Annotated in this window: 18 protein-coding genes; 11 read left to right on the top strand and 7 right to left on the bottom strand. The window is 70.9% G+C overall.

The genetic code is table 11. The features are described 5' to 3' along the window. Together OO71_RS02505 and OO71_RS02510 are read right to left on the bottom strand one after the other, a co-directional pair. Complete coding sequence (locus tag OO71_RS02505; protein WP_033287930.1) at positions 1–1,287, bottom strand: M20/M25/M40 family metallo-hydrolase; 1,287 nt, start codon at positions 1,285–1,287, stop codon at positions 1–3. Beyond that, the gene (locus tag OO71_RS02510; protein WP_033287931.1) at positions 1,280–2,107 is read right to left on the bottom strand and encodes a M55 family metallopeptidase; all 828 of its coding nucleotides are present in this window, start codon (positions 2,105–2,107) and stop codon (positions 1,280–1,282) included. Before OO71_RS02510 ends, OO71_RS02505 begins: the two co-directional genes overlap by 8 nt. Before the next feature lie 169 nt (positions 2,108–2,276). Here OO71_RS02510 and OO71_RS02515 point away from each other — a divergent pair, with 169 nt between their 5' ends. From OO71_RS02515 to OO71_RS02540, 6 genes are all read left to right on the top strand, one after another. Further along, complete coding sequence (locus OO71_RS02515) at positions 2,277–4,052, top strand: ABC transporter substrate-binding protein (RefSeq protein ID WP_084144662.1); 1,776 nt, start codon at positions 2,277–2,279, stop codon at positions 4,050–4,052. A gap of 16 nt (positions 4,053–4,068) precedes the next feature. After that, entirely contained in the window at positions 4,069–5,085 is a 1,017-nt protein-coding gene (locus OO71_RS02520) for an ABC transporter permease (protein WP_084144663.1), read from the top strand. Further along, entirely contained in the window at positions 5,082–5,993 is a 912-nt protein-coding gene (locus tag OO71_RS02525) for an ABC transporter permease (protein ID WP_033287933.1), read from the top strand. Before OO71_RS02520 ends, OO71_RS02525 begins: the two co-directional genes overlap by 4 nt. Beyond that, positions 5,990–7,645 carry a nickel ABC transporter ATP-binding protein NikE gene (gene nikE / locus OO71_RS02530; protein WP_033287934.1) on the top strand — a complete coding sequence of 552 codons (1,656 nt, stop codon included), beginning with the start codon at positions 5,990–5,992 and terminating at the stop codon, positions 7,643–7,645. Before OO71_RS02525 ends, nikE begins: the two co-directional genes overlap by 4 nt. 65 nt (positions 7,646–7,710) lie before the next feature. After that, positions 7,711–9,279 (top strand): polyprenol phosphomannose-dependent alpha 1,6 mannosyltransferase MptB, encoded by a 1,569-nt coding sequence (gene mptB / locus OO71_RS02535; protein WP_033287935.1) that lies wholly within the window; start codon positions 7,711–7,713, stop codon positions 9,277–9,279. Positions 9,280–9,387: 108 nt separating this feature from the next. Next, entirely contained in the window at positions 9,388–10,179 is a 792-nt protein-coding gene (locus OO71_RS02540; RefSeq protein WP_051790940.1) for a S1 family peptidase, read from the top strand. A gap of 28 nt (positions 10,180–10,207) precedes the next feature. Here OO71_RS02540 and OO71_RS02545 read toward each other — a convergent pair whose 3' ends face one another. Further along, on the bottom strand, positions 10,208–11,071 hold the full coding sequence (locus tag OO71_RS02545; protein WP_051790941.1) for an alpha/beta fold hydrolase: 864 nt from the start codon (positions 11,069–11,071) through the stop codon (positions 10,208–10,210). Between the two features lie 116 nt (positions 11,072–11,187). On the opposite strand from OO71_RS02545, the gene OO71_RS02550 reads away from it, so the two are divergent. After that, positions 11,188–11,952, top strand: coding sequence for a S1 family peptidase (locus tag OO71_RS02550; RefSeq protein ID WP_033287936.1), 765 nt, complete (start codon positions 11,188–11,190; stop codon positions 11,950–11,952). On the opposite strand, the gene OO71_RS02555 is transcribed toward OO71_RS02550, so the two are convergent. Next, positions 11,949–13,085 carry a PucR family transcriptional regulator gene (locus tag OO71_RS02555; protein ID WP_033287937.1) on the bottom strand — a complete coding sequence of 379 codons (1,137 nt, stop codon included), beginning with the start codon at positions 13,083–13,085 and terminating at the stop codon, positions 11,949–11,951. The genes OO71_RS02550 and OO71_RS02555 overlap by 4 nt on opposite strands. 131 nt (positions 13,086–13,216) lie before the next feature. Between OO71_RS02555 and OO71_RS02560 the strand changes: the two genes are divergently transcribed. Beyond that, on the top strand, positions 13,217–14,431 hold the full coding sequence (locus OO71_RS02560) for a M20 family metallo-hydrolase (protein WP_033287938.1): 1,215 nt from the start codon (positions 13,217–13,219) through the stop codon (positions 14,429–14,431). A 30-nt stretch (positions 14,432–14,461) separates the two neighbouring features. Here OO71_RS02560 and OO71_RS02565 read toward each other — a convergent pair whose 3' ends face one another. From OO71_RS02565 to OO71_RS02575, 3 genes are read right to left on the bottom strand one after another with little or no spacing between them, the layout of a single operon-like run. Then, positions 14,462–14,875 carry a TIGR03668 family PPOX class F420-dependent oxidoreductase gene (locus tag OO71_RS02565; protein WP_033287939.1) on the bottom strand — a complete coding sequence of 138 codons (414 nt, stop codon included), beginning with the start codon at positions 14,873–14,875 and terminating at the stop codon, positions 14,462–14,464. 3 nt (positions 14,876–14,878) lie between these two features. Further along, positions 14,879–15,781: a S66 peptidase family protein gene (locus tag OO71_RS02570; RefSeq protein WP_033287940.1), complete on the bottom strand. Its 903-nt coding sequence runs from the start codon at positions 15,779–15,781 to the stop codon at positions 14,879–14,881. After that, a complete protein-coding gene (locus OO71_RS02575; RefSeq protein WP_033287941.1) occupies positions 15,778–17,694 on the bottom strand; it encodes a S9 family peptidase in 1,917 nt (638 codons plus the stop codon). The genes OO71_RS02570 and OO71_RS02575 overlap by 4 nt, the downstream gene beginning before the upstream one ends. Before the next feature lie 119 nt (positions 17,695–17,813). Here OO71_RS02575 and OO71_RS02580 point away from each other — a divergent pair, with 119 nt between their 5' ends. Genes OO71_RS02580 through OO71_RS02590 form a run of 3 tightly spaced genes read left to right on the top strand, consistent with a single transcriptional unit; the run spans position 17,814 to position 20,067 of the window. Continuing rightward, positions 17,814–18,389 carry a DUF3090 domain-containing protein gene (locus OO71_RS02580; protein WP_033287942.1) on the top strand — a complete coding sequence of 192 codons (576 nt, stop codon included), beginning with the start codon at positions 17,814–17,816 and terminating at the stop codon, positions 18,387–18,389. A gap of 8 nt (positions 18,390–18,397) precedes the next feature. Beyond that, positions 18,398–19,204, top strand: coding sequence for an SCO1664 family protein (locus OO71_RS02585; RefSeq protein WP_033287943.1), 807 nt, complete (start codon positions 18,398–18,400; stop codon positions 19,202–19,204). After that, positions 19,189–20,067: an aminoglycoside phosphotransferase family protein gene (locus tag OO71_RS02590; RefSeq protein WP_033287944.1), complete on the top strand. Its 879-nt coding sequence runs from the start codon at positions 19,189–19,191 to the stop codon at positions 20,065–20,067. The genes OO71_RS02585 and OO71_RS02590 overlap by 16 nt, the downstream gene beginning before the upstream one ends. Positions 20,068–20,105 lie beyond the last annotated feature (38 nt).

Consider the following 20,105-nt stretch of genomic DNA (forward strand, 5'->3'; position numbering starts at 1 on the left):
TCACGAAGACAGGAACCGCGTCAGTACCCGCTCGCCGAACCGCAGCCCGTCCACCGGCACCCGCTCGTCCACGCCGTGCGCCATCGCCCGGTACGGGAAGCCCTCCGGCAACGCCAGGGGAGCGAAGCCGTAGCACGCGATTCCCAGCTGGTTGAAGGCTTTCGCGTCCGTGCCGCCGCCCATGCAGTACGGCACCACCACCGCGGCCGGGTCCTCCGCCGTCAGCGCCGCCGCCATCGCGTCGAACCACGGTGACTCGACCGGCGCCTGCACCGGCGGCTGATGCGCCACGAACTCCCGCGTCACGCCTTCGCCCAGCAACGTGTCCAGCACCGCGAACAGCTCGTCCTCGGTCCCGGGCAGCACCCGGATGTCGATCTGCGCCGTCGCCGTCGACGGGATCACGTTCACCTTGTACCCGGCGTCGAGCATCGTCGGCGTCGTGCTGTTGCGCACCGTCGGCACCACCAGCGACCCGGCCGGACCCAGCCGCGCGACCGTCTCATCCACCGCCGACAGGTCCACCGGCACGCCGAGCGCGGCTCCGGTGCGCTCCAGAAACGCTTCCACTGTCGGCGTCAGCTGCACCGGCCACCGATGCTCGGCAATCCGCTGCAGCGCGCCGACCAGCCGGACCACCGCGTTCTCCGCGTTCGGCCGCGACCCGTGCCCGGCCCGCCCGCGCGCGGTGAGCCGCACATGCGCGGTGCCGCGTTCCGCCGTCCCGACCGGATACAGCCGCACGATCCGCCCGTCCGCCGCGGGCACGTGGTAGCGGTACCCGCCGGACTCGCTGATCGCCGCCGCACACCCCTCGAACAGGCCGGGATGCTCCTTCACGAGCCAATGCGCGCCGAAATCGCCCCGGTCCTCCTCGTCCGCGACGAACGCCAGCACGAGATCCCGCCGCGGCCGCAGCCCCGAGGCAACGGCGGCCAGCACCATCGCGCAGAAGTCCTTCATGTCCACCGCGCCCCGGCCCCACAGGTATCCGTCGCGCACCTCACCGGAAAACGGTGGTACCGACCAGTCCGCCGCGTCCGCGGGTACCACGTCGAGATGTCCCTGCACGAGCAGCGCCGGCAGCCCCGGATCGGTGCCCGGAATCCGCGCCACCACGTTCGAGCGGCGCGGCGCCGATTCGAAGATCCGCGCGGAAACCCCGTACCTGCCCAGGAATTCCGCCACGTACTCCGCAGCCTCGCGCTCCCCGGCGGACTCTCCGCCGCCGTGGTTGGTGGTGTCGAACCGGATCAGGTCCGCGCACAGCTCGACGACGTCAGCCATAGATACCCTGCACCGCCCCCGCCGCAATGGCCGTGACCACCTTGAACGCCTTCATCGCCTCGGTCATGCTCGGCGCCTCGAACGCGACCCGGCGCGTGCCGGTCTGCTCCACCGTCGGAATCACCGCGGTCGCCTGCGCGAGATGACTCGCGTCGAACTCGACCTCGATCCGGTGCCGACCCGGCGTCCGCTCGACGCGCCCGGCAAGCGCCATCGCGTCGCGTGCAGCAGCCTCCAGCAGATCCGCCGTGCGGCCCGGTGGCAGGCAGATCGCCGCGTACCGGCTCACACATTCCTTCACCGCAACCAGTTCCGCCTCCGGCGCGTACTCGCGGGCGTCGTCGCACGTCTGGTCGTCGCCGCTGACCAGCAGCACCGGGACGCCGTACTCGCCGGCCAGCGCCGCGTTCAGCCGGCCCTCACTCGCGGGTACGTCGTCGAGCCACACGCCGGTGATCTGGTTCTCCAGGTACGTGTGCGACAGGACCCCGTCGAACCCGGCGCCCGCGTGGTAGCCGAGGAACACCACGCCGTCGACCCCGGAATCGATGCCCTGCATCATCGACAGCGGCTTGTGCCGCCCGGTGAGCAGCCGAGCCCGCTCGTCGAGGTCTTCCAGCAGCAGGTTCCGCTGCGCCGAATGCGCCTCGTTGACCAGCACGTCACTCGCCCCCGTGGCGTACAGCCCGGCGAGCACGGCGTTGACATCCCCGGTGAACAAGCTCCGGAACCGCTGCCACTGCGGGGTCCCCGGCACGACGTCGTCGGTCCAGGTGACCCCGGTGGCGCCCTCCATATCAGCCGAGATGAGGATCCGCATGCCGGGCACTCTAGTGATCCGCCGCCGGACGATAACGATCGGACACGCAGCAGTGCCGTCACATATTGCGCGGTTACCGCCGTATGTGGTTACTTTTCGTCTCTGGGGTCTCGGGGTCTGACGACGGGGTGGTCTTCAAGTGCGGATCAAGCGCGTTTTCGCGGTCGTGATGGCGGGAACACTGGCGGTACTGCCGCTGGCCGGCACCGCCACAGCGCAGCAGCAAGCACCGCCGAAAGTGCTGCGCGTCGCGCTCACGACCGGGATCGACCACCTGAACCCGTTCACCGCGTCGCTGGCTGCATCGACGCAGGTCGGCCGCTTCATCTACGAGTTCCTGACCATCCCGTCGCAGGACAAGGCGCAGGCCGCGCCCGCGCTCGCCGAATCGTGGAGCACCTCGCCGGACAAGCTCACCTGGACGTTCAAGATCCGCCAGGGCGCGAAGTGGTCCGACGGCAAACCGGTCACCGCCAAGGACGCCGCGTTCACCTTCAACCGGATGCTCACCGACCCGACCGCGCGCACCGCGAACGGCAACTACGTCGCCAACTTCGAAACGGTCAGCGCACCGGACGACACGACGCTGGTGGTCAAGACCAAAACCGTGCAGGCCACCATGGACCTGCTCGACGTCCCGATCGTGCCCGAGCACATCTGGGCCCCGATCAAAGACCTCAGCGACCCGAAGACCGACACCATGGCGGTGGTCGGCGTGAACGACGGGCCGTACCGGATCACCGACTACAAACAGAACGAGTACGTCAAGTTCACCGCCAACAAGGACTACTGGCGCGGCGCACCCAAGGTCGACGAGCTGCAGCTGCTGGTCTTCAAGGACGTCGAGGCCGCGGTGAACGCCCTCAAACAGGGCGAGGTCGACGTGATCAACCGGCTTACCCCGACCCAATTCGGCGCGTTGAAGGACCAGCCCGGCATCACGCTCAACAAGGCACCCGGCCGCCGCTACAACGAGATCAACCTCAACTTCGGCGTCCAGAACAGCGAGAACAAGCCCATCGGCAACGGCAGCCCGGTGCTCAAGGACGTCCGCGTCCGCCAGGCGATCGCGCAGGCGATCGACCCGAAAACCGTGGTGGACAAGGTGATGGGCGGCTACGGCCAGCTCGGCGGCGGCGTCGTGCCCCCGATCTATGCGGCCTACCACTGGGATCCCGCGCCGGGAGAGGCCCGTACCTTCGACCTCGCCGCGGCCAACGCCGCGCTCGACGCCGCCGGGTACCCGAAGGGCCGCGACGGCATCCGCACCGCACCCGGCGGCGCGCGCCTCGACCTGCGCCTCACCGGGCACGCGAACCGCGCGTTCGACCAGCGCGTCGCCCAGTACGTCAGCGGCTGGCTGCACGACATCGGCATCTCGGTCAAGCAGGAACTGGTGTCCGACGACGAGCTGAACGACCGCACCAACGCAGGCAACTACGACCTCGCGATCTCCGGCTACGCCACCAACCCCGACCCGGACTACGCGCTTGCCCTGCACACCTGCTCCGCCCGGCCCAACGCCGACGGCAAGGGCGCCACCACCGACACGTTCTTCTGCGACCCGCAGTACGACGAGCTGTACGCCAAACAACTGTCCGACACCGACCCGGCCAGCCGCGCCGGATACGTCAAGCAGGCACAGGCCCGGCTCTACAGCCAAGCCGTGAACGTGGTCCTCGACTACGACAACTCCCTCGAGGCCTACCGCTCCGACCGGTTCTCCTCCTTCGGCAAGCAGCCCCAGCCCGAAGGCTCGATCCTCGAGCAGACCGGCTACTGGGGTGTGTACGGTGCGGTCCCGGCCGAAGCGTCGGCGTCGAGTGGTGACAGCGGGTCGAACACCGTCGTGTGGATCATCGTCGGCGCAGTGGTGCTCGTGGTCGTCGTCGGCACCGGCATCGCGCTGTCGCGCCGCGGCAAGTCCTCCGACGACCGGGAGTGACGGCGTGAGCCAAGCGCTGACCGACGGCCAGGCCACCGTCCTTGCCGACCCCGACGAGCACCGGGGCGGCACCGGTACCGCGAAGTTCGTCCTCACCAAGATCGCCGAAGCCGCCGCCAGCATCGTCTTGGTGATCGTGCTCGGGTTCTTCCTCTTCCGGCTCCTGCCCGGCGACCCGGTCGCGTTCATGGCCCGCGACCGGCCCACCGACCCCGGCCAGATCGCCGAGCTGCGTGAACGCCTCGGGCTCGACCGGCCGATGCTCGCGCAGTTCGGGCACTACTTCGCGGGCCTGTTCCAAGGCGACTTCGGCGAGTCCTACATCGAACGCCGTCCCGTGCTCGACATGATCGGCGAACGGCTGTGGCCCACCGTGCTGCTCGTCGGGAGCGCGACGGTGCTCGCCGTCGCGCTCGGGCTGTGGCTCGGCATCCGCGCCGCGTGGAAGCGTGACAGCCTTTTCGACCGCACGCAGACCGGGATCGCGCTCACCCTGTGGTCGGTCCCGCAGTTCTGGCTCGGCCTGCTGCTCCTCGTCGCGACCAACGGCCTGTTTCCCAGCCGTGGCATGCATTCCCCGGACGCCGGACCGGGATTCGTCGCCCAGGGCCTCGACGTCCTGCACCACCTGATCCTCCCGTGCATCACCCTGCTCGCCGTGTTCTACGCGCAGTACATGCTGGTCATGCGCTCGTCGCTGCTGGGGGAGATGAACGCCGACTACCTCACCACCGCCCGCGCGAAAGGCCTGCGCGACGACCTCGTCCGCCGCCGCCACGCCGTCCCGAACGCCTTGCTGCCCACCGTCACGCTGGTGTTCATGCAGTTCGGCATGGTGGTGTCCGGCGCGGTCACCGTGGAGGCCGTGTTCAGCTGGCCCGGGCTCGGCCAGCTCACCTACGAGGCCCTGCACGGCCCGGACCTGCCGGTGCTGCAAGGGGTTTTCGTCGTTCTCGCGAGCGCCGTGGTCCTGATGAACCTGTTCGCGGAGCTGCTCTACCGCGTGCTCGACCCAAGGGTGCGTACCGCATGACCGCCGCCGTCACCGAAAGCGCGAATGCGATCGCCTGGCGCCGCCGCCGCGCCGGGATCGCTCGCACCTGGCACGAGTTCGCCACCCAGAAAGCCGCGCTCACCGGCTTCTGCCTGCTGGTACTCACCGTCGTGCTGGCCCTGCTGCTGCCGCTGATCAGCGACCGCACCGGCCTCGACGTCACCCGCGCCGCCGGCGCCCCGCTCAGCCCGCCCGACAGCACGTTCTGGCTCGGCACCGACATCGACGGGCGCTCAGTCCTGCTGATGACGATCTGGGGCACCCGGATCTCCCTGCTCGTCGGGTTTTCCGCCACGATCCTGAGCGTGTTCATCGGCACCCTGATCGGGATCACCGCCGCGCACTTCGGCGGCTGGGTGTCCACGATCCTGTTGCGGTTCACCGACTTCTTCCTCGTCCTGCCCTCGCTCGTGCTGGCGATCGCGCTGTCCGCCGTGCTGCCACAGGGAATCTGGACGATCGTGCTCGCCATCGGCGTCACCGCCTGGCCCAGCACCGCCCGGCTCGTCCGCGCGCAGACCCTCACCATCGAAAGCCGCCCGTACATCGAACGCTCCCGCGCACTCGGCGGCGGGCACCGGCACGTGATCGGCAGGCACGTGCTGCCCGGCGTCGCGCCGCTCGTGCTCGCCAACACCACCCTCGTGGTCGGCAACTCGGTGATCGCCGACGCCACGCTGTCGTTCCTCGGCGTCGGCGACCCGAACTCCATCTCGTGGGGCGCCATGCTCGAAACCGCCCTCAACAACGGCGCCGTCACCCGCGGCGCCTGGTGGAACCTGCTCCCGCCGGGCATCGCGATCGTCGCCGTCGTGCTGATGTTCACCCTCGTCGGCCGGGGACTCGAGACAGTGCTGAACCCGCGGCTCAAAGGACGGCACTCGTGACCCCGCAGACGACACTGCTGGAGCTGAAGAACCTCGGCGTCACCTACCGCACCGGCAGCGGCGACGTGCCCGCGGTCCGCGGCGTCGACCTGCGCCTCGACGCAGGCGGCACGCTCGGGGTCGCGGGGGAGTCCGGGTCCGGGAAATCCACGGTCGCGATGAGCGTGCTCCGGCTGCTGCCGCGCAGCGCGAAGGTGACCGGCGAAATCCTGCTCGACGGCGAGAACGTCGGCGACATGCGCTGGGGACGGCTGCGCGCGGTCCGCTGGGCCGAGGCATCGGTGGTGTTCCAAGGCGCGATGCACGCGCTCAACCCGGTCCGCCGCATCGGCGAGCAGATCGCCGAACCGATCCGGCTGCACCCGCCCGGCGCCAAGCCGCCCACCGAAGCGCAGCTCCACGCCCGGGTCACCGAGCTGCTGGAACAGGTGGACCTGCCGCCGTCGCGAGCCGGTGCGTACCCGCACGAGCTGTCCGGCGGCCAGAAACAACGCGTGATGATCGCCATGGCGCTGGCCTGCGAACCGCATCTGGTGATCGCCGACGAACCGACCACCGCGCTCGATGTGATCGTGCAGGCCCAGGTGCTGTCGGTGCTGTCGAAACTGGTCGCCGAACGCGGCATCGGGCTGATCATGATCAGCCACGACCTGTCCGTGCTCGCCGCGACCTGCGAACGGATCGCGGTGATGTACGACGGCGAGGTCGTCGAGGAACGGCCGAGCCACGAGCTGATGACCGCACCGCAGCACGACCACAGCCGCGCCCTCGCCGCCGCGTTCCCCACCGTCGGCGACCCGGTGTCCCGCTTCGCCCCGGCCACCGCGACCCCGCTCCCGCCGGAGCCGGCCGACCGCACCGAGGAACCGACGCTGCTGGCCGCCGAAGCCCTGCACGTCACGTTCCGTGACCGCACCGGGAAGCGGATCCACGCCGTCGACGGGGTCGACCTCGCGGTGCGGCGGGACGAGATCGTCGCGCTCGTCGGCCAGTCCGGCTCCGGCAAGACCACCCTCGCCCGCACCCTGCTCGGCCTGCAGAAAGCCGACTCCGGCACGGTCCGCTACGCCGGTTCGCCGCTCCCGTCCGGCGGCGCCGGGCTGCGTGCGTACCGGCGGCAGGTCCAGCTCGTGCTCCAAGACCCGGCGAGTGCGCTCAACCCGGCCCACACGGTGTACGAAGCAGTGGCCGAAGGCCCGCGGATCCACGGCCTCCCCGGCGAACACGACATCGTGCGCAAAGCACTCGAATCCGCCGAACTCCGGCCACCCGAGAAGTTCTTCGACCGGCTGCCGCACGAACTGTCCGGCGGCCAGCGCCAGCGCGTCGTGATCGCCGGTGCGCTCGCGCTCGGCCCGGCGCTGCTCGTGGCCGACGAACCGGTGGCGTCCCTGGATGCCTCGGTGCGCGGCGAAATCCTCGCGCTGCTGCTGCGGCTGCGCCGTGAGCTGGGCCTCGCCGCCCTGGTCATCACGCACGACCTCGGACTGGCCTGGAACATCGCCGACCGCGTCGCCGTGATGTACCGCGGCGAGCTCGTGGAAACCGGTACCGTCGAACAGGTCCTGCTCGACCCGCAGCACGAGTACACGAAGTCGCTCCTGCAGGCGCTCCCCGGCGGCACCGCACAGCGCAGCACCACCGCACACTGACCGTCACGTCCTGCCGGAGCCCGTGCGGGCCCATCCGGCTTCACCCGGTAATCTCCTGAATCGAAATGGCCACCACGACCGACACCGCGCAGCCGAACGCCGGCACCCTCGACCGGCGGTTCCTGGCGACTTCGCGCTTCCCGTACCGCACCATCGCCATGGGCACCGTCGGGAGCGCCCTCCTCATGCTCGCGGCACTCGGCGCCGGCGGCATCCTCATCCGCGACCCCGTCCTCGGCCACGGCCCGCTGTCGTGGATCCGCTACGGACACGGCCGCGCCCTCGCCAACGGACTGCTGTACAGCGGGTTCGGGCTCGTCGTCTGGGCCTGGGTCCGCCTCGGCCGGTACGCGCTCGCCGGGCGCATCGGCAGCAGGCCGATCCTCATCGCCGCGCTGTGCTGGATGGCGCCGCTGCTCGTGTCGCCGCCGCTGTTCACCCGCGACGTGTTCTCCTACCTCGGCCAGGGCGCCCAGCTGCTGTACGGGCTCGACCCGTACGCCAACGGCCCGGCCGAGCTCAACGTGCTGCCCAACGTCGTGCAGAACGTGCACCCGCTGTGGCAGACCACGCCAGCCCCGTACGGGCCGCTGTTCCTGCTGATCTCCAAGGGGATCGTCGCTCTCACCCAGGACCACATGATCGCCGGGGTCATCCTCACCCGCGCCGTCCTGCTGGTCGGCCTCGGCATGACGCTGTGGGCGCTGCCGCGGCTGGTCCGGCACCTCGGCGGGAAGCTGCCGGTGGCGCTGTGGGTCGCGGTCGCCAGCCCGATGATGGTGATCCACCTCTTCGGCGGCCCGCACAACGACCTGATGATGCTCGGGTTCCTCACCCTCGGCACCCTCGCCGCGCTGGAACGCAAGCACGTGATCGCGGTCGTGCTCGTCACCGTCGGGATGCTGATCAAGCCCACCGCCGCGGTCGCGCTGCCGTTCCTGGTCTGGATGTGGGCCGCGGACATGGCGGGCCCGTCGAAGGTGAAGAACTTCTTCAAGGCCGGGATCGCGTCGGTCGCGCTCTTCCTGCCGGTGTTCGTCGCGGGCACCTGGGTGTCGCTCGGCTCGCTCAACCTCGGCTGGTGGTCCGGGCTCAAGGCGCCGCAGCTCATCACGAACTGGCTCAACTTCCCCAGCGGCATCGGCGAAGCGGTCTACACGCTGGTCCACCTCCTCGTCGACGTCAAGGCGTCCCCGTTCGTCACCGTCGCCCGCGCGATCGCGATGATCGGCCTCGTCGCGTTCGGCATCCGCCAGTGGTGGCTCGCCCGAAGCGGCGGCAAGGAAGCGGTGTACCGCTCGGCCATCACGCTGCTGGCCGTCGCGATCCTCATGCCGCCGACCCTGCCGTGGTACCTCACCTGGGGTTTCGTGCTGATCTCGGCGTTCCCGTGGGAACGGCGGAACCTGTCGGCGATCGTGGCGATCTCGGTGTTCGTCACCCTCGTGTACTACCCGACGGGGGAGCAGGCCCTCTACGACTGGTGGTTCATCGCGATCGTCGTCGTGGTCAGCCTGTACGCCGCCGCGTCCCTGCTGCGCCCGGACCCGCTCGGCCTGATCACAGCGTGGCGGAGGAAGCCGAAAGACGAATTCCTCCCCGGGAAACCCGTAACCTCCGCCGAACGAAGCTGACCCGGACCGGGGCCGAACGGGCAGCGTCCGGGTGCCGACGGGGCAGGCCACCGGCAACGCCGAGGCACGGCAACATTGCCGAAACGTCCGCCCTGGTCGACTCGCGCCATGCGCATACACCGCCGGAAGGCATGGCTGGCAGCAGGCATCGGCGCGCTCGCGATGGTCGCCGGGGCCACCCCCGCAGCCGCGATCAACGGAGGGCAGGAGGCTACTCAGGCCTACCCGTTCATGGCGTCACTGCAAGACCTCACCGGGAAACACTTCTGCGGTGGCACTCTGGTCGCTCCCCGGTGGATCGTCACGGCCCGGCATTGTGTCGTCGACAAGGACGAGAAGCGTGCCGACCCGCAGGACATCCAGGTCCGGCTGGACAGCAACAACCGCACTACCGGCGGTGAGGTCCGGCGCGGGACGCGGCTGGAAGTGCTTCCCGGGATCAGTGGCCGCGTTCCGGACATCGCGCTGCTCGAACTCGACGCCCCGGTCAAGGCCGCACCAGCCGCTCTGCCGCAGGCCGAGCTGAAACCCGGCACCGTGGTCCGGGCACTCGGCTGGGGGCACCACCACATCCCGGAGAACCCCGGCGACCCATGGCCCGGCCCCGAGATCATGCTGCGCCAGCTCGACAGCCACACCATCGACCGCGAGACGTGCCACGGCATGAGCGACGAGCTGCCCCGCCCGGGAGAGATCTGCATGGCCCCCCTCCCGCCCCAGCCCGGCAGCAAATGGCCCCAGACCATTCGTGCCGGCGACTCCGGCGGCCCGCTCCTGACCGAAGCCAACGGGACCTGGACCGTACACAGTGCGGTCTCGCGGGGCTTCAAGGAGCAGAACACAGTGCACGCCTCGGTCTACCGCGACCTGCAGTGGATCAAGGACACCATCAGCCGCTGAGACCCGGACAGCTCAGGTACGGCGCGTGCTAACGGGCGCCCACCTCGCCGAGGAAGTCCACCAGGTGCGCGGTGAACACGTCGTTGTCGTCGCCCGCGACCATGTGCCCCGCTGCGACCTCCTCGAACCGCGCCCCGGGCACGAGCCGCCGCAGGTCCGCCACGCTTTCGTCGGTCACCACGTCCGACTCGCTGCCGCGCACCAGCATCGCCGGGATCTTCAGTGCGCGTGCGGCGTCGGCCAGCCGGTCTTCGGCCGCGTCCCGGCTCGGCTCGTCGCCGAAGTCGAGGAACTGCGGGTCCCAGTGCCAGTACCAGCGGCCGTCGGCGCGCTGCCGTACGTTCTTGCGCAGCCCGTCCAGATTGCGCGGACGACGGCGGTGCGGGTTGTAGGCGTGGATGGCGTCCGCGACGTCGGCCAGCGACGCGAACCCGTCCGGCGCACTCGCCATGAACTCGACGATCCGCGCCCGCCCCTCCGGAGAAATCCGCGGCGTCACGTCCACCAGCACCAGCCCCGCGGCCGAACCCGGCCGCTCACCGGCCGCCGCGAGCGCGGTGATCCCGCCCAGTGACGCGCCCACCAGCACCGGAAGCTCGTCGAGCGCATCGAGGACGCCGTAGAGATCCTCCACGAACGCATCGAGCGAGTACCGGCCGTCCGGCGCCCATTCGCTGTTCCCGTGCCCCCGCGCGTCGACGGTGATCGTGGCCCAGCCATTGCGCGCGACCCGTTCGGCAGCACGCCCCCAGGAATGCCGCGTCTGCCCACCGCCGTGCAGGAACAGCACCGTGCCGGCCGCGCCGCCGTCGGGATCCCACCGATCCCCGGCGAGGCGGACCCCGTCGCCGCGAAACGACACCGAGGTGGTCTGGACACTGCGCTCCGTCACGTGCACTCCGTTCGTCGTTTCGCACTATAGGTACCGGCGTGGACACCGGCCGCCGGAAGTGCGATAGGGCACCGTCGTTAACTTTTTGGCAACTGCTCACCTGGTTGGCTCACGACATGAAAACCCTGCACGCATCAGCCTGCCTGGCCGCGACGGCGCTGATCATGGGAGCCACTCCCGCCGCCGCGATCAGCGGCGGTGAAGAAGCCACCGCGAGCTACCCGTTCATGGCCTCGCTGCAAGACCTCACCGGGAAACACCTCTGCGGCGGAACCCTCATCGCACCCCGGTGGATCGTGACCGCACGGCACTGCGTCGTCAGCGCCACCGGGAAACAGACCGACGGGAAACAGCTCCAGGTCCGGCTCGGGAGCCGCGACCACCGGACCGGTGGTCGCGGCTCCCGCGTCGAGGTGCTCCCGGGCGACTCCGCATCGGACATCGCGCTGCTCAAGCTGGCCACCCCGGCCTACCGGACCCCGGCCGCGCTGCCCCGGACCGAGCTGAAGCCCGGCACCGCGGTGCGGACGATCGGCTGGGGCGACCACGACCTCCCCGACCACCCCGGCGACCCGTGGCCCGCGCCCCCGAACATGCTGCGGCAGCTCGACACCCACACCACCGGCGCCGACCACTGCACCGAGATGAACGGGAAACCGATGGCGGCGAACGAGCTCTGCATGGCCGCCCTGCCGCCCGCGAACGGCAGCAAGTGGCCCCAGACGTCCCGGGCCGGAGACTCCGGCGGACCGCTGCTCACGAAGACCTACGGCCGCTGGACTGTCCACGGCGCCGTTTCCCACGGCAGCACCGAGCAAAACGGGATCTTCGCCTCGGTGCACGCCGCCCGGAAGTGGATCATCGCCACCATCACGCGTTAAGCCAGGGTCACCACCGCGAGCGCGGCCTGCGCCGGCACTGTCACGTCGATCCCGGTCAGCTTCCGGAAGCGGCCCAGCCGGTTCAGCACCGTATTGCGGTGGCAGTACAGCAATTCCGCCGTCCCGGACACGCTCCCGGTGGCCAGGTACGTGCGCACTGCCTCGATCACCAGCTCACGGTCCGCAGGCGCCAGCGGGTCGAGACCGCCGAGTACCGCAGCGGAGAAGCCGTGCCGCTCGTCGAGGGTGCTTTTCGTAACCCGCGCCCACGCTTCCCGCAGCGTCACGAGCCCCGGCTCGCGGAGCACGCGGAGGATTTCGTACGCCGTCTCGGCGGCTGCCGGAACCGCGCCCAGCCCGGCGGCCGCCGGGACGTAACCGCCGGTCAGGTCGCCGAGCTCGGCCAAGTGCGGATCCCGTCCCGGGCCGGCCGGCCACAGCACCGTGACCCGCCCGGGCCGGTTCAGCACGAAGACCCGCTGCCCGGCCGTCGTGAGATGCGCGGCCGCGCGGTCCACCCGGTCGGCCGCGGCCGGATCGGCGACCACGACGCGGAAAACGGCGTCGGGATCAACGTCGAGCGCGCGGGCGATGGTGCGGACTTTGCCGGGCGCGCGGCCGTCGGGTCCGAACAGCTCCGCCAGATAGGTTTGCTGCGTATCACGGGCGGCCGCGGCCATCACGGCACGTTCCTCGAGGTAGCTCTGCTGCACCGCGCGGGCGTAGTCGTCGATCACCCACCACAGCCGCTCGGCGTGCAGCGCCAGCACGGACATGTCGCCGTGCGCCTCGGCCTGCGTCAGCATCGCGGACCAGATCACCTGGAAATCCAGCCGGACCGCGGCGACGAGATCGTCCCCGGACACACCTTGCCGGGCCCGCACCCGCCCCAGCTCGCCGGGGAACGAGCTCGACCGGGTGGTCGAATCGGCGGCACTCGCACTGAGGATGAGCGCGAGGGAATCGCGGGCGGCCGCGCGCAGGTCGTCCTCGCGGACCGCGCCGGTGCGGTAGCCGGAGATCGACGGCAGCTTCGCCAGGAACGTCTCCACCAGGGCACCGACGTCGAGGGTGGTCACCAGTTCCCGCCACCGCGGCAGGGATTCGCGTTGACGGCTGTCCAGGTCCGTCACGGCCACCTCCCTCGGGCGTTGTGCAAGTGCACACGAAGAATGACGTTTTGCCGGACGCTCCGCAATGTCGCCCAGCGACGAGGTCGGATTCCATGGTCGAGCACCCCTTTCCCGACCCGAGAGGACCGCGCATGCTGCTCGACGATTTCCACACCCTGTCCGGCTTCGGAGCCACCCCGGGCGGCGGAGTCGACCGCCAGGCCGCAACCGTCCCGGACGGGCAGCAGCGCGCCTGGCTGCACGGCTGGCTGTCCGACCACGGCTTCGACGTCCGCTACGACGCCGTCGGCAACCAGTTCGGCCTCGCCACCCTCGTCCCGGGCGCGCCCTATGTGCTCACCGGGTCGCACCTCGACAGCCAGCCCCTCGGCGGCCGCTACGACGGCGCGTACGGTGTCCTCGCCTCCGCGCACGCCGCGCACCGCGTGGTCGAACATTGGGCGGCGACGGGGGAATCGCCGCGATACAACCTCGCGGTGGTGAACTGGTTCAACGAGGAAGGCTCGCGCTTCAAGCCGAGCATGATGGGCAGCGCCGTCTTCACCGGCAAGCTCCCGCTCGACACCGCACTGGCGACGACCGACCGCGCCGGAACTCCGGTGGAAGGGGCACTGCGGGAGATCGGCACCATCGGCGACTACCCGGGGCCGGACGTTGCCGCGTACGCCGAAATCCACATCGAACAAGGTCGTGAACTCGAGAATTCCGGTGCCACGATCGGCATCGTCGACTCGACCTGGGCCGCCCGCAAGTACCGGATCGTGGTGCACGGCGAGCAGTCCCACACCGGTTCCACCGCGATGGCCGACCGGCACGACGCCCTGTACGGCGCGGCCCTGGTGATCGTCGCCTTGCGGGAACTGGCCGCGCAGCACGGGCTGCACACGTCGGTGAGCGAGCTGGACGTGGAGCCGAACTCGCCGGTGGTGGTCGCCCGCGAGGTCCGCCTGCACGCCGACTTGCGCGCCCCGGACGAAGCCGCGCTCGACGCCGCAGCGAAGCAGCTCACCGGCACCATCGCCGGGCTCGGCGAGCGCGCCTCGGTGACCATCGACCAAGTACTGACGCACAGCTGGGGCGTCGCGCCGTTCCCGCCCGCCGGAGTCGAACTCGCCCGGCGCGCCGCGGATACTCTCGGGCTCCCTTACCGCACGATGCCGACGCTGGCCGGACACGATTCGGTGCACCTGAAAGACATCGCGCCCGCGATCATGCTGTTCGTCCCGAGCGTGGAGGGAATCTCCCACAACGAACGCGAATTCACCCAGGACGCAGATGTCTCCGCCGGGGCGGACTTGCTGACCGAGGTCCTGACCCGCCTCACCGCCGGTGAGCTTCAGTCCTGATCGAGCGCCGGGCAATCCTGCGTCCCGGTGTTACGACCCAGCCCAGCCGCGCCAGGTGTGGACCTCCGTAGCGACAACCGCATGCTCCGGCGGGTGCTCCGCGTATTGCGGGTACTTCTCTACCAGCCACCCCACGAACTCCTCCCGAGAGGCATCCGCGACCACCCGGGCCACGCCGTCCGCGCGGGCCCACCACAGCCGGGTCCAGTCCTCGTCGTAGGAATCGGCCAGAAAGGACACCGCCGGGTTCTCCGCGATGTTCGCCAGCCGCCGCAATGCCGTGCTGCTCTTCGGCTTGTGGTCGACTGCGAACACCACGGTGTCGTCCCGCACCGCGAACGTCACCGGCACCAGATGCGGGACCCCGCGACTGTCCGCCGAAGCGAACCGGGCCACGCGTGCCGCCGCGAAGCGGGTTCGGGTTTCCACAGTGGACAGTCGCATGGGTCAGTCCAGCGCGGGGGAGTCGAGGGTGAGCGTGCCCAGCTCGGTGTCCAGCGAGGCGGACACCCCCAGCGGCAGTGTCGGCGAACCGGCGACGTGCCCGAACCCGAACCCGCCCAGCACCGGAACCCCCAGCGGCGACAACCGTTCCCGCAGCAACGCCCGGATCGCCGCCTCGTCACCGCACGCCGCCCACGACCCCAGCACGATCCCGCGCACCCCGGCGAACCAGCCGGACCGCAGCAGCTGGGTCACCATCCGGTCGATCCGGTACGGGCTCTCCGTCACGTCCTCCAGCAGCACGATCCCGCCCCGAGCCGACCCCTGCTCCGCCGTCCCGATCCCCGCCGCCAGCAGCGAAAGGTTCCCGCCCACCAGCACCCCCAGCGCGCGCCCGGGCACCAGCACGTCCGGCTCGCGCGCCCGCAGCACCCGCGTGTGGTCCGGGTCGAACAACGTCCGCCGCAGGTGCTCGGCCGCGTCGGCGTCGAAGAGCACGCTCGCGGGCATCGGCGAAAACACCGTGGCCAAGCCCAGATGCGTGTGCACCGCCCGGTGCAGCGCGGTCACGTCACTCGACCCGGCCAGCACCTTCGGCCCCGCCGCACGCAACGCGCGCCAGTCCACCAGGTCGACCATCCGTTGCGCGCCATACCCACCGCGCGCCGCGAGCACACACCGGACCTCCGGGTCCAGCCACGCCTCGGTGAACTCCGCCGCCCGCATCTCGTCCGGCGCCGAAAGATACGTCGGACCATCGTCCGCGCGCACCGCGGCCCCGATCCACACCTTCAGCCCCCAGCCGCGCAGCACCGGTACGGCCGCGTCGAGCAGGTCGCACGGCACCGGACCCGACGGCGCCACGAGCGCGACGGTGTCCCCGGCCGTGAGCCGAGCAGGTCTCATCGGGTCAGCTCCAGCCGCGGCACGTCCGGCGTCGCGAAGCCGAACACCTGCCCGTAGAACGACAATTCCGCCTCCAGCGCGGTGACGATCGTCGACGCCTTCCGGAACCCGTGCTGCTCACCCTCGAACCGCAGGTACGCGTGCGGGACCCCGGAAATCGCCGCGACGAACCGGTCCGCCTGCTCCGGCGGGCAGATCTCGTCCTCGAGCCCCTGCAGGAACAGCACCGGCCCGGCCAGCGACCCGACGTGCGTCATCGGCGAGCGCTCCCGGTACCGCTCCGCCTCCGCCGGGTACGGCCCGACCAGGCTGACCAGGTACTGCGACTCGAAATCGTGCGTCTCGCCGACCCAGCCGGTGAAGTCGAGGAGCGGGAACATCACCGTCGCCGCCGCGTACGTCCGGGTGGTGGTGATCGACCCCGCCGCCGTGAACCCGCCCGCGCTGCCGCCGCGGATCGCCAGCCGTGCACCGTCCGCAGTCCCTTCCGCGACCAGCGCCTCGGCGACCGTGGCACAGTCCCGCACATCCACCACGCCCCACTGCTCCCGCAACCGCTCCCGGAACGCCCGCCCGTACCCGGTGGAACCGCCGTAGTTCACCGCGACGACGCCGATCCCGCGGCTGGTGAAATACGCGATGTCCAGATCCAGCGAGCCGGTGCTCCGCCCGGTGGGCCCGCCGTGCACGTGGACCAGGTACGGCGGCAATTCCCCTTCCGGCGCAGCGAAATCCGGGTTCGCCGGTGGGTACACGTACGCCGGGACCTCCGCCCCGCCGGCCGCGGTGAACACCCGCTCGTGCGGCACCGGCAGGTACTCCGGCGGCGGCAGCTCGGCAGGCTGCGGCGTCACCTCGCGGACCGACCCATCGGCCGGGTCCAGCACCACGACCGCGCTTTCCCGCCGCGAACCACCCGCGATCCCGGCAATCCCGTCCGGCGTCGCCACCAGCCCGCCCGGCCCCCATACCGTCAGCTCGGTGTCCACCGGCGTCACCGAACCGTCGTTTTCGTCCAGCACGGCGAGCCGCCCGGCGTCGAGCACCGCATACCGGCCCGCGCCCAGTGGCGTGAACCAGCCGGAGCCGAGCTTCCACAGCGGCCCGCCCAGCTCCCGCTGCACCGGCGCCAGGTTCGTGACCGCACCGTCGAGCCCGACGCGGTGCAGGTTCCACCACCCGTCCGGATCGGCCAGCACGAGTACCTGGTCCGGGGTCTCCCACTCCAGCTGGCACACCGCGATGTCCGGCCCGCCCGCGAGCACCCGCGCCTCACCGAACGAACCGTCACCCGCGACCGGTGCGACGAACAGCTCCGTCCCGTCCCACGGCATCGCCGGGTGGTCCCACGCCAGCCACGCCGCGTGCGCACCATCCGGGGAAAGCTGCGGCGCGGTGAAGAACCGGTGCCCCCCGACGAGGACCCGCTCGGCGCCGCCGTCCAGCGGGATCGCGACCAGCTCACGGGAGATGTCAGTGCGCTGCGGCCCGGTGCTGCGCTCCCGAACGGCCCACACCTCGCCGTCGAGACCGGGCCGGAGGTCGCCGTACCGGACGCCCTGCGGTGTGGCCGGTTCCGGCGTCAACGCCGAGACCTCGCCGCCCTTCAGCGCGTATACCCGCTGGTCAGCCCAATGCGTGAACACCACCACATCGCCGACCGTGAGCCACGGCCGCCCGCCGTATTCGTGCACCCGGTTCCGGACGTTCCACGGCGATGGCAGGACGTCCTCGGTATCGCCGCCCGGCAGCTCCCGCACCAGCGCGACCCGGCCGCCTTCGCGGGGCCTCGCCTCCGCCCACCAGAGCGTGCCGCCGACCGCGGCGAGCCACTGCGCGCCACCGCCTGCCGCTGCCGCGTCCGCGGCCGAAATGGGTGAGGTCCAGGTTCCGGATGGAGAGATCGTCGCCACCCGGAAAGACTAACGACGATCCGCTGCGTATCCGGATCCGCACGCACCGCGCAGGAAATTCCGCCAACCCGGGGCGGCAGATGCCGATCATGCGCCCGTGGCCTAGGGTCGAACCTGCTATGTCACGCGTAATCCACGTCTTCCGCAAGCCCGACCGGTTCGTGGCCGGCACGGTCGGCGAGCCCGGCGACCGCACCTTCTACCTCCAGGCCACCGAGGACGTGCGGACGATCAGCGTCACGATCGAAAAGCAGCAGGTCGTCGTCCTCGCCGAGCGGCTCGGGTCGCTGCTCGAGGAGGTCGCCAGCCGGTTCGGCGCGGACGTGCCCGACACCGCCCCCGACGACCTGGTCGACGTCGAACCGCTCGCGGTGCCGGTCGAGGAGGAGTTCCGCGTCGGCACCATGGGGCTCGGCTGGGACGCGGACTCCGGCGCGGTCGTCGTCGAGCTGCTCGCGATCACCGAGGGTGAGGTCGACGAGACGGTGGTGCTCGACGACACCGAGGAAGGCCCCGACGCGGTCCGCGTGTTCCTCACCCCGGTCGCCGCACGGGCTTTCGCCGAGCGCGCCGACCGCGTGGTCAACGCGGGCCGCAAACCGTGCCCGCTGTGCGGCGAGCCGCTCGACCCCGCCGGGCACATCTGCCCACGGCAGAACGGCTACCGGCGCGACACCGACGTCTCCGAGGACTGAGGCGCACCGTGCCGAGCACCCCGCCCGGGCCCGCCGACCCGGCCGCCCGCGAGTTCGTCACCCGCGGCCGCATCGACGTCGAGGGCAGGCTGGTCGACGCCTCCAACGTGACCCTGTTCTGCGCCATCGAGCTCGACGGCGTCACCGGCCGCGTGGTGTACAAGCCGGTGTCGGGGGAGCGGCCGCTGTGGGACTTCCCCGACGGCACCCTCGCCGGGCGCGAGGTGGCCACCGCGATGATCTCCGACGCGAGCGGCCTCGGCGCGATCCCGCCCACCGTGCTGCGCGAGGGTCCGTTCGGGCCGGGCATGGTGCAGCTGTGGGTCGAGACCACCGACGAGGAAGTGGTCGACGTCTGCGCGCCCGCGGAGGTCCCCGAAGGCTGGCGCACCGTGCTGCACGCGCACGACCGGCTCGGCGAACCGGCCGTCCTCGTGCACGCCGACCACCCCGGGCTGCGCGAGCTGGCAGTGCTCGACATCGTGGTCAACAACACCGACCGCAAAGGCGGGCACCTGCTCACCAGCGCCGACGGCCGTGTGTACGGCGTCGACCACGGCATCTGCCTGCACCCCGACCCGAAGCTGCGCACCGTCCTGTGGGGCTGGATCGGCGAGCCACTGCCCGAGGACGCGGTCGAAAAGCTGCAGAAACTGCGCGCCGACCTCGACGGCCGCCTCGGCGCCGACCTCACCGAACACCTCACCACGTTCGAAATCCGCGCCCTCGCGCAGCGCACCGACTTCCTGCTCGCCGAGGCGGTGTACCCGGAACCCGGCGACGACTGGCGCGCCATCCCGTGGCCGTTGTTCTGATCGACGACGCAGCCCGCGCGCGGCTCGTCGACCGTTTCGGCCCATCTGTTGAGGCGTGGTGTGACGCGCTGCCCGCCCTCACCGCGCAGCTGTGCCGCCGATGGCACCTCACCGTCACGGAGGCTCGGCCCGGCAACACCGGCCGCACCCTGCTGTGCCACGACGGCGCGGGCCACCTTCACGTGCTCAAACTCTGCCCGGACCGCTCGATCGCCACCGCGGAAGCGACCGCGCTGGGCTCGTGGACCGGGCTCTCGCGGGTCGTGCAAGTCCTCGACACCGACCTCGACCACGGCGCGATCCTGCTCGAAGGCCTGGAACCCGGCACCACCCTCACCGACCGCGGCGCCGACGTTCCGTGGCCACAGATCGGCGACCTGCTGGCGGCCCTCCACAGCGTCCGGGCCGCCGGCCCGTTCCCGACCCAGCTCGAACGCGTCCGCACGATGTACGACCTCGCCGAACGCCGGTTGCGCGGCACCCCGGCCGAAAACCACCTGCCGCTGGACCTCCTGCGCACCGGACTGGCGCGATCCGAAGCACTGGCCGTGGGCGGCCCGACCGCCCTCGTCCACGGCGACCTGCACCCGGGCAACGTGCTGGACGCCGGTCCGGAACGCGGTGCCGTCGCCATCGACCCGCGACCGTGCGTCGGCGACCCGGCCTTCGACGGCGTCGACTGGGCGGTCCTGCCGCTGACCGAAGGCGGCACGCTCGAGGAGGGCATCGCCCACCTGCCCCATCTGGACGGCGACCGGGTACGAGCGTGGTGCATCGCACTCGCGCCGCTCATCGCGATGGGCCCGCTGCGCCGCGAAGGACCGACCCCGTTCACAGACGCGGTACTGGAGATGGCCCGCTGACCGGCGTGGCGGCGGGACGCGCACCCGTTCCCCTGGGT

The organism is Amycolatopsis jejuensis (genome assembly GCF_000717335.1).
In the GTDB taxonomy this organism is placed as follows: Bacteria; Actinomycetota; Actinomycetes; order Mycobacteriales; family Pseudonocardiaceae; genus Amycolatopsis; species Amycolatopsis jejuensis.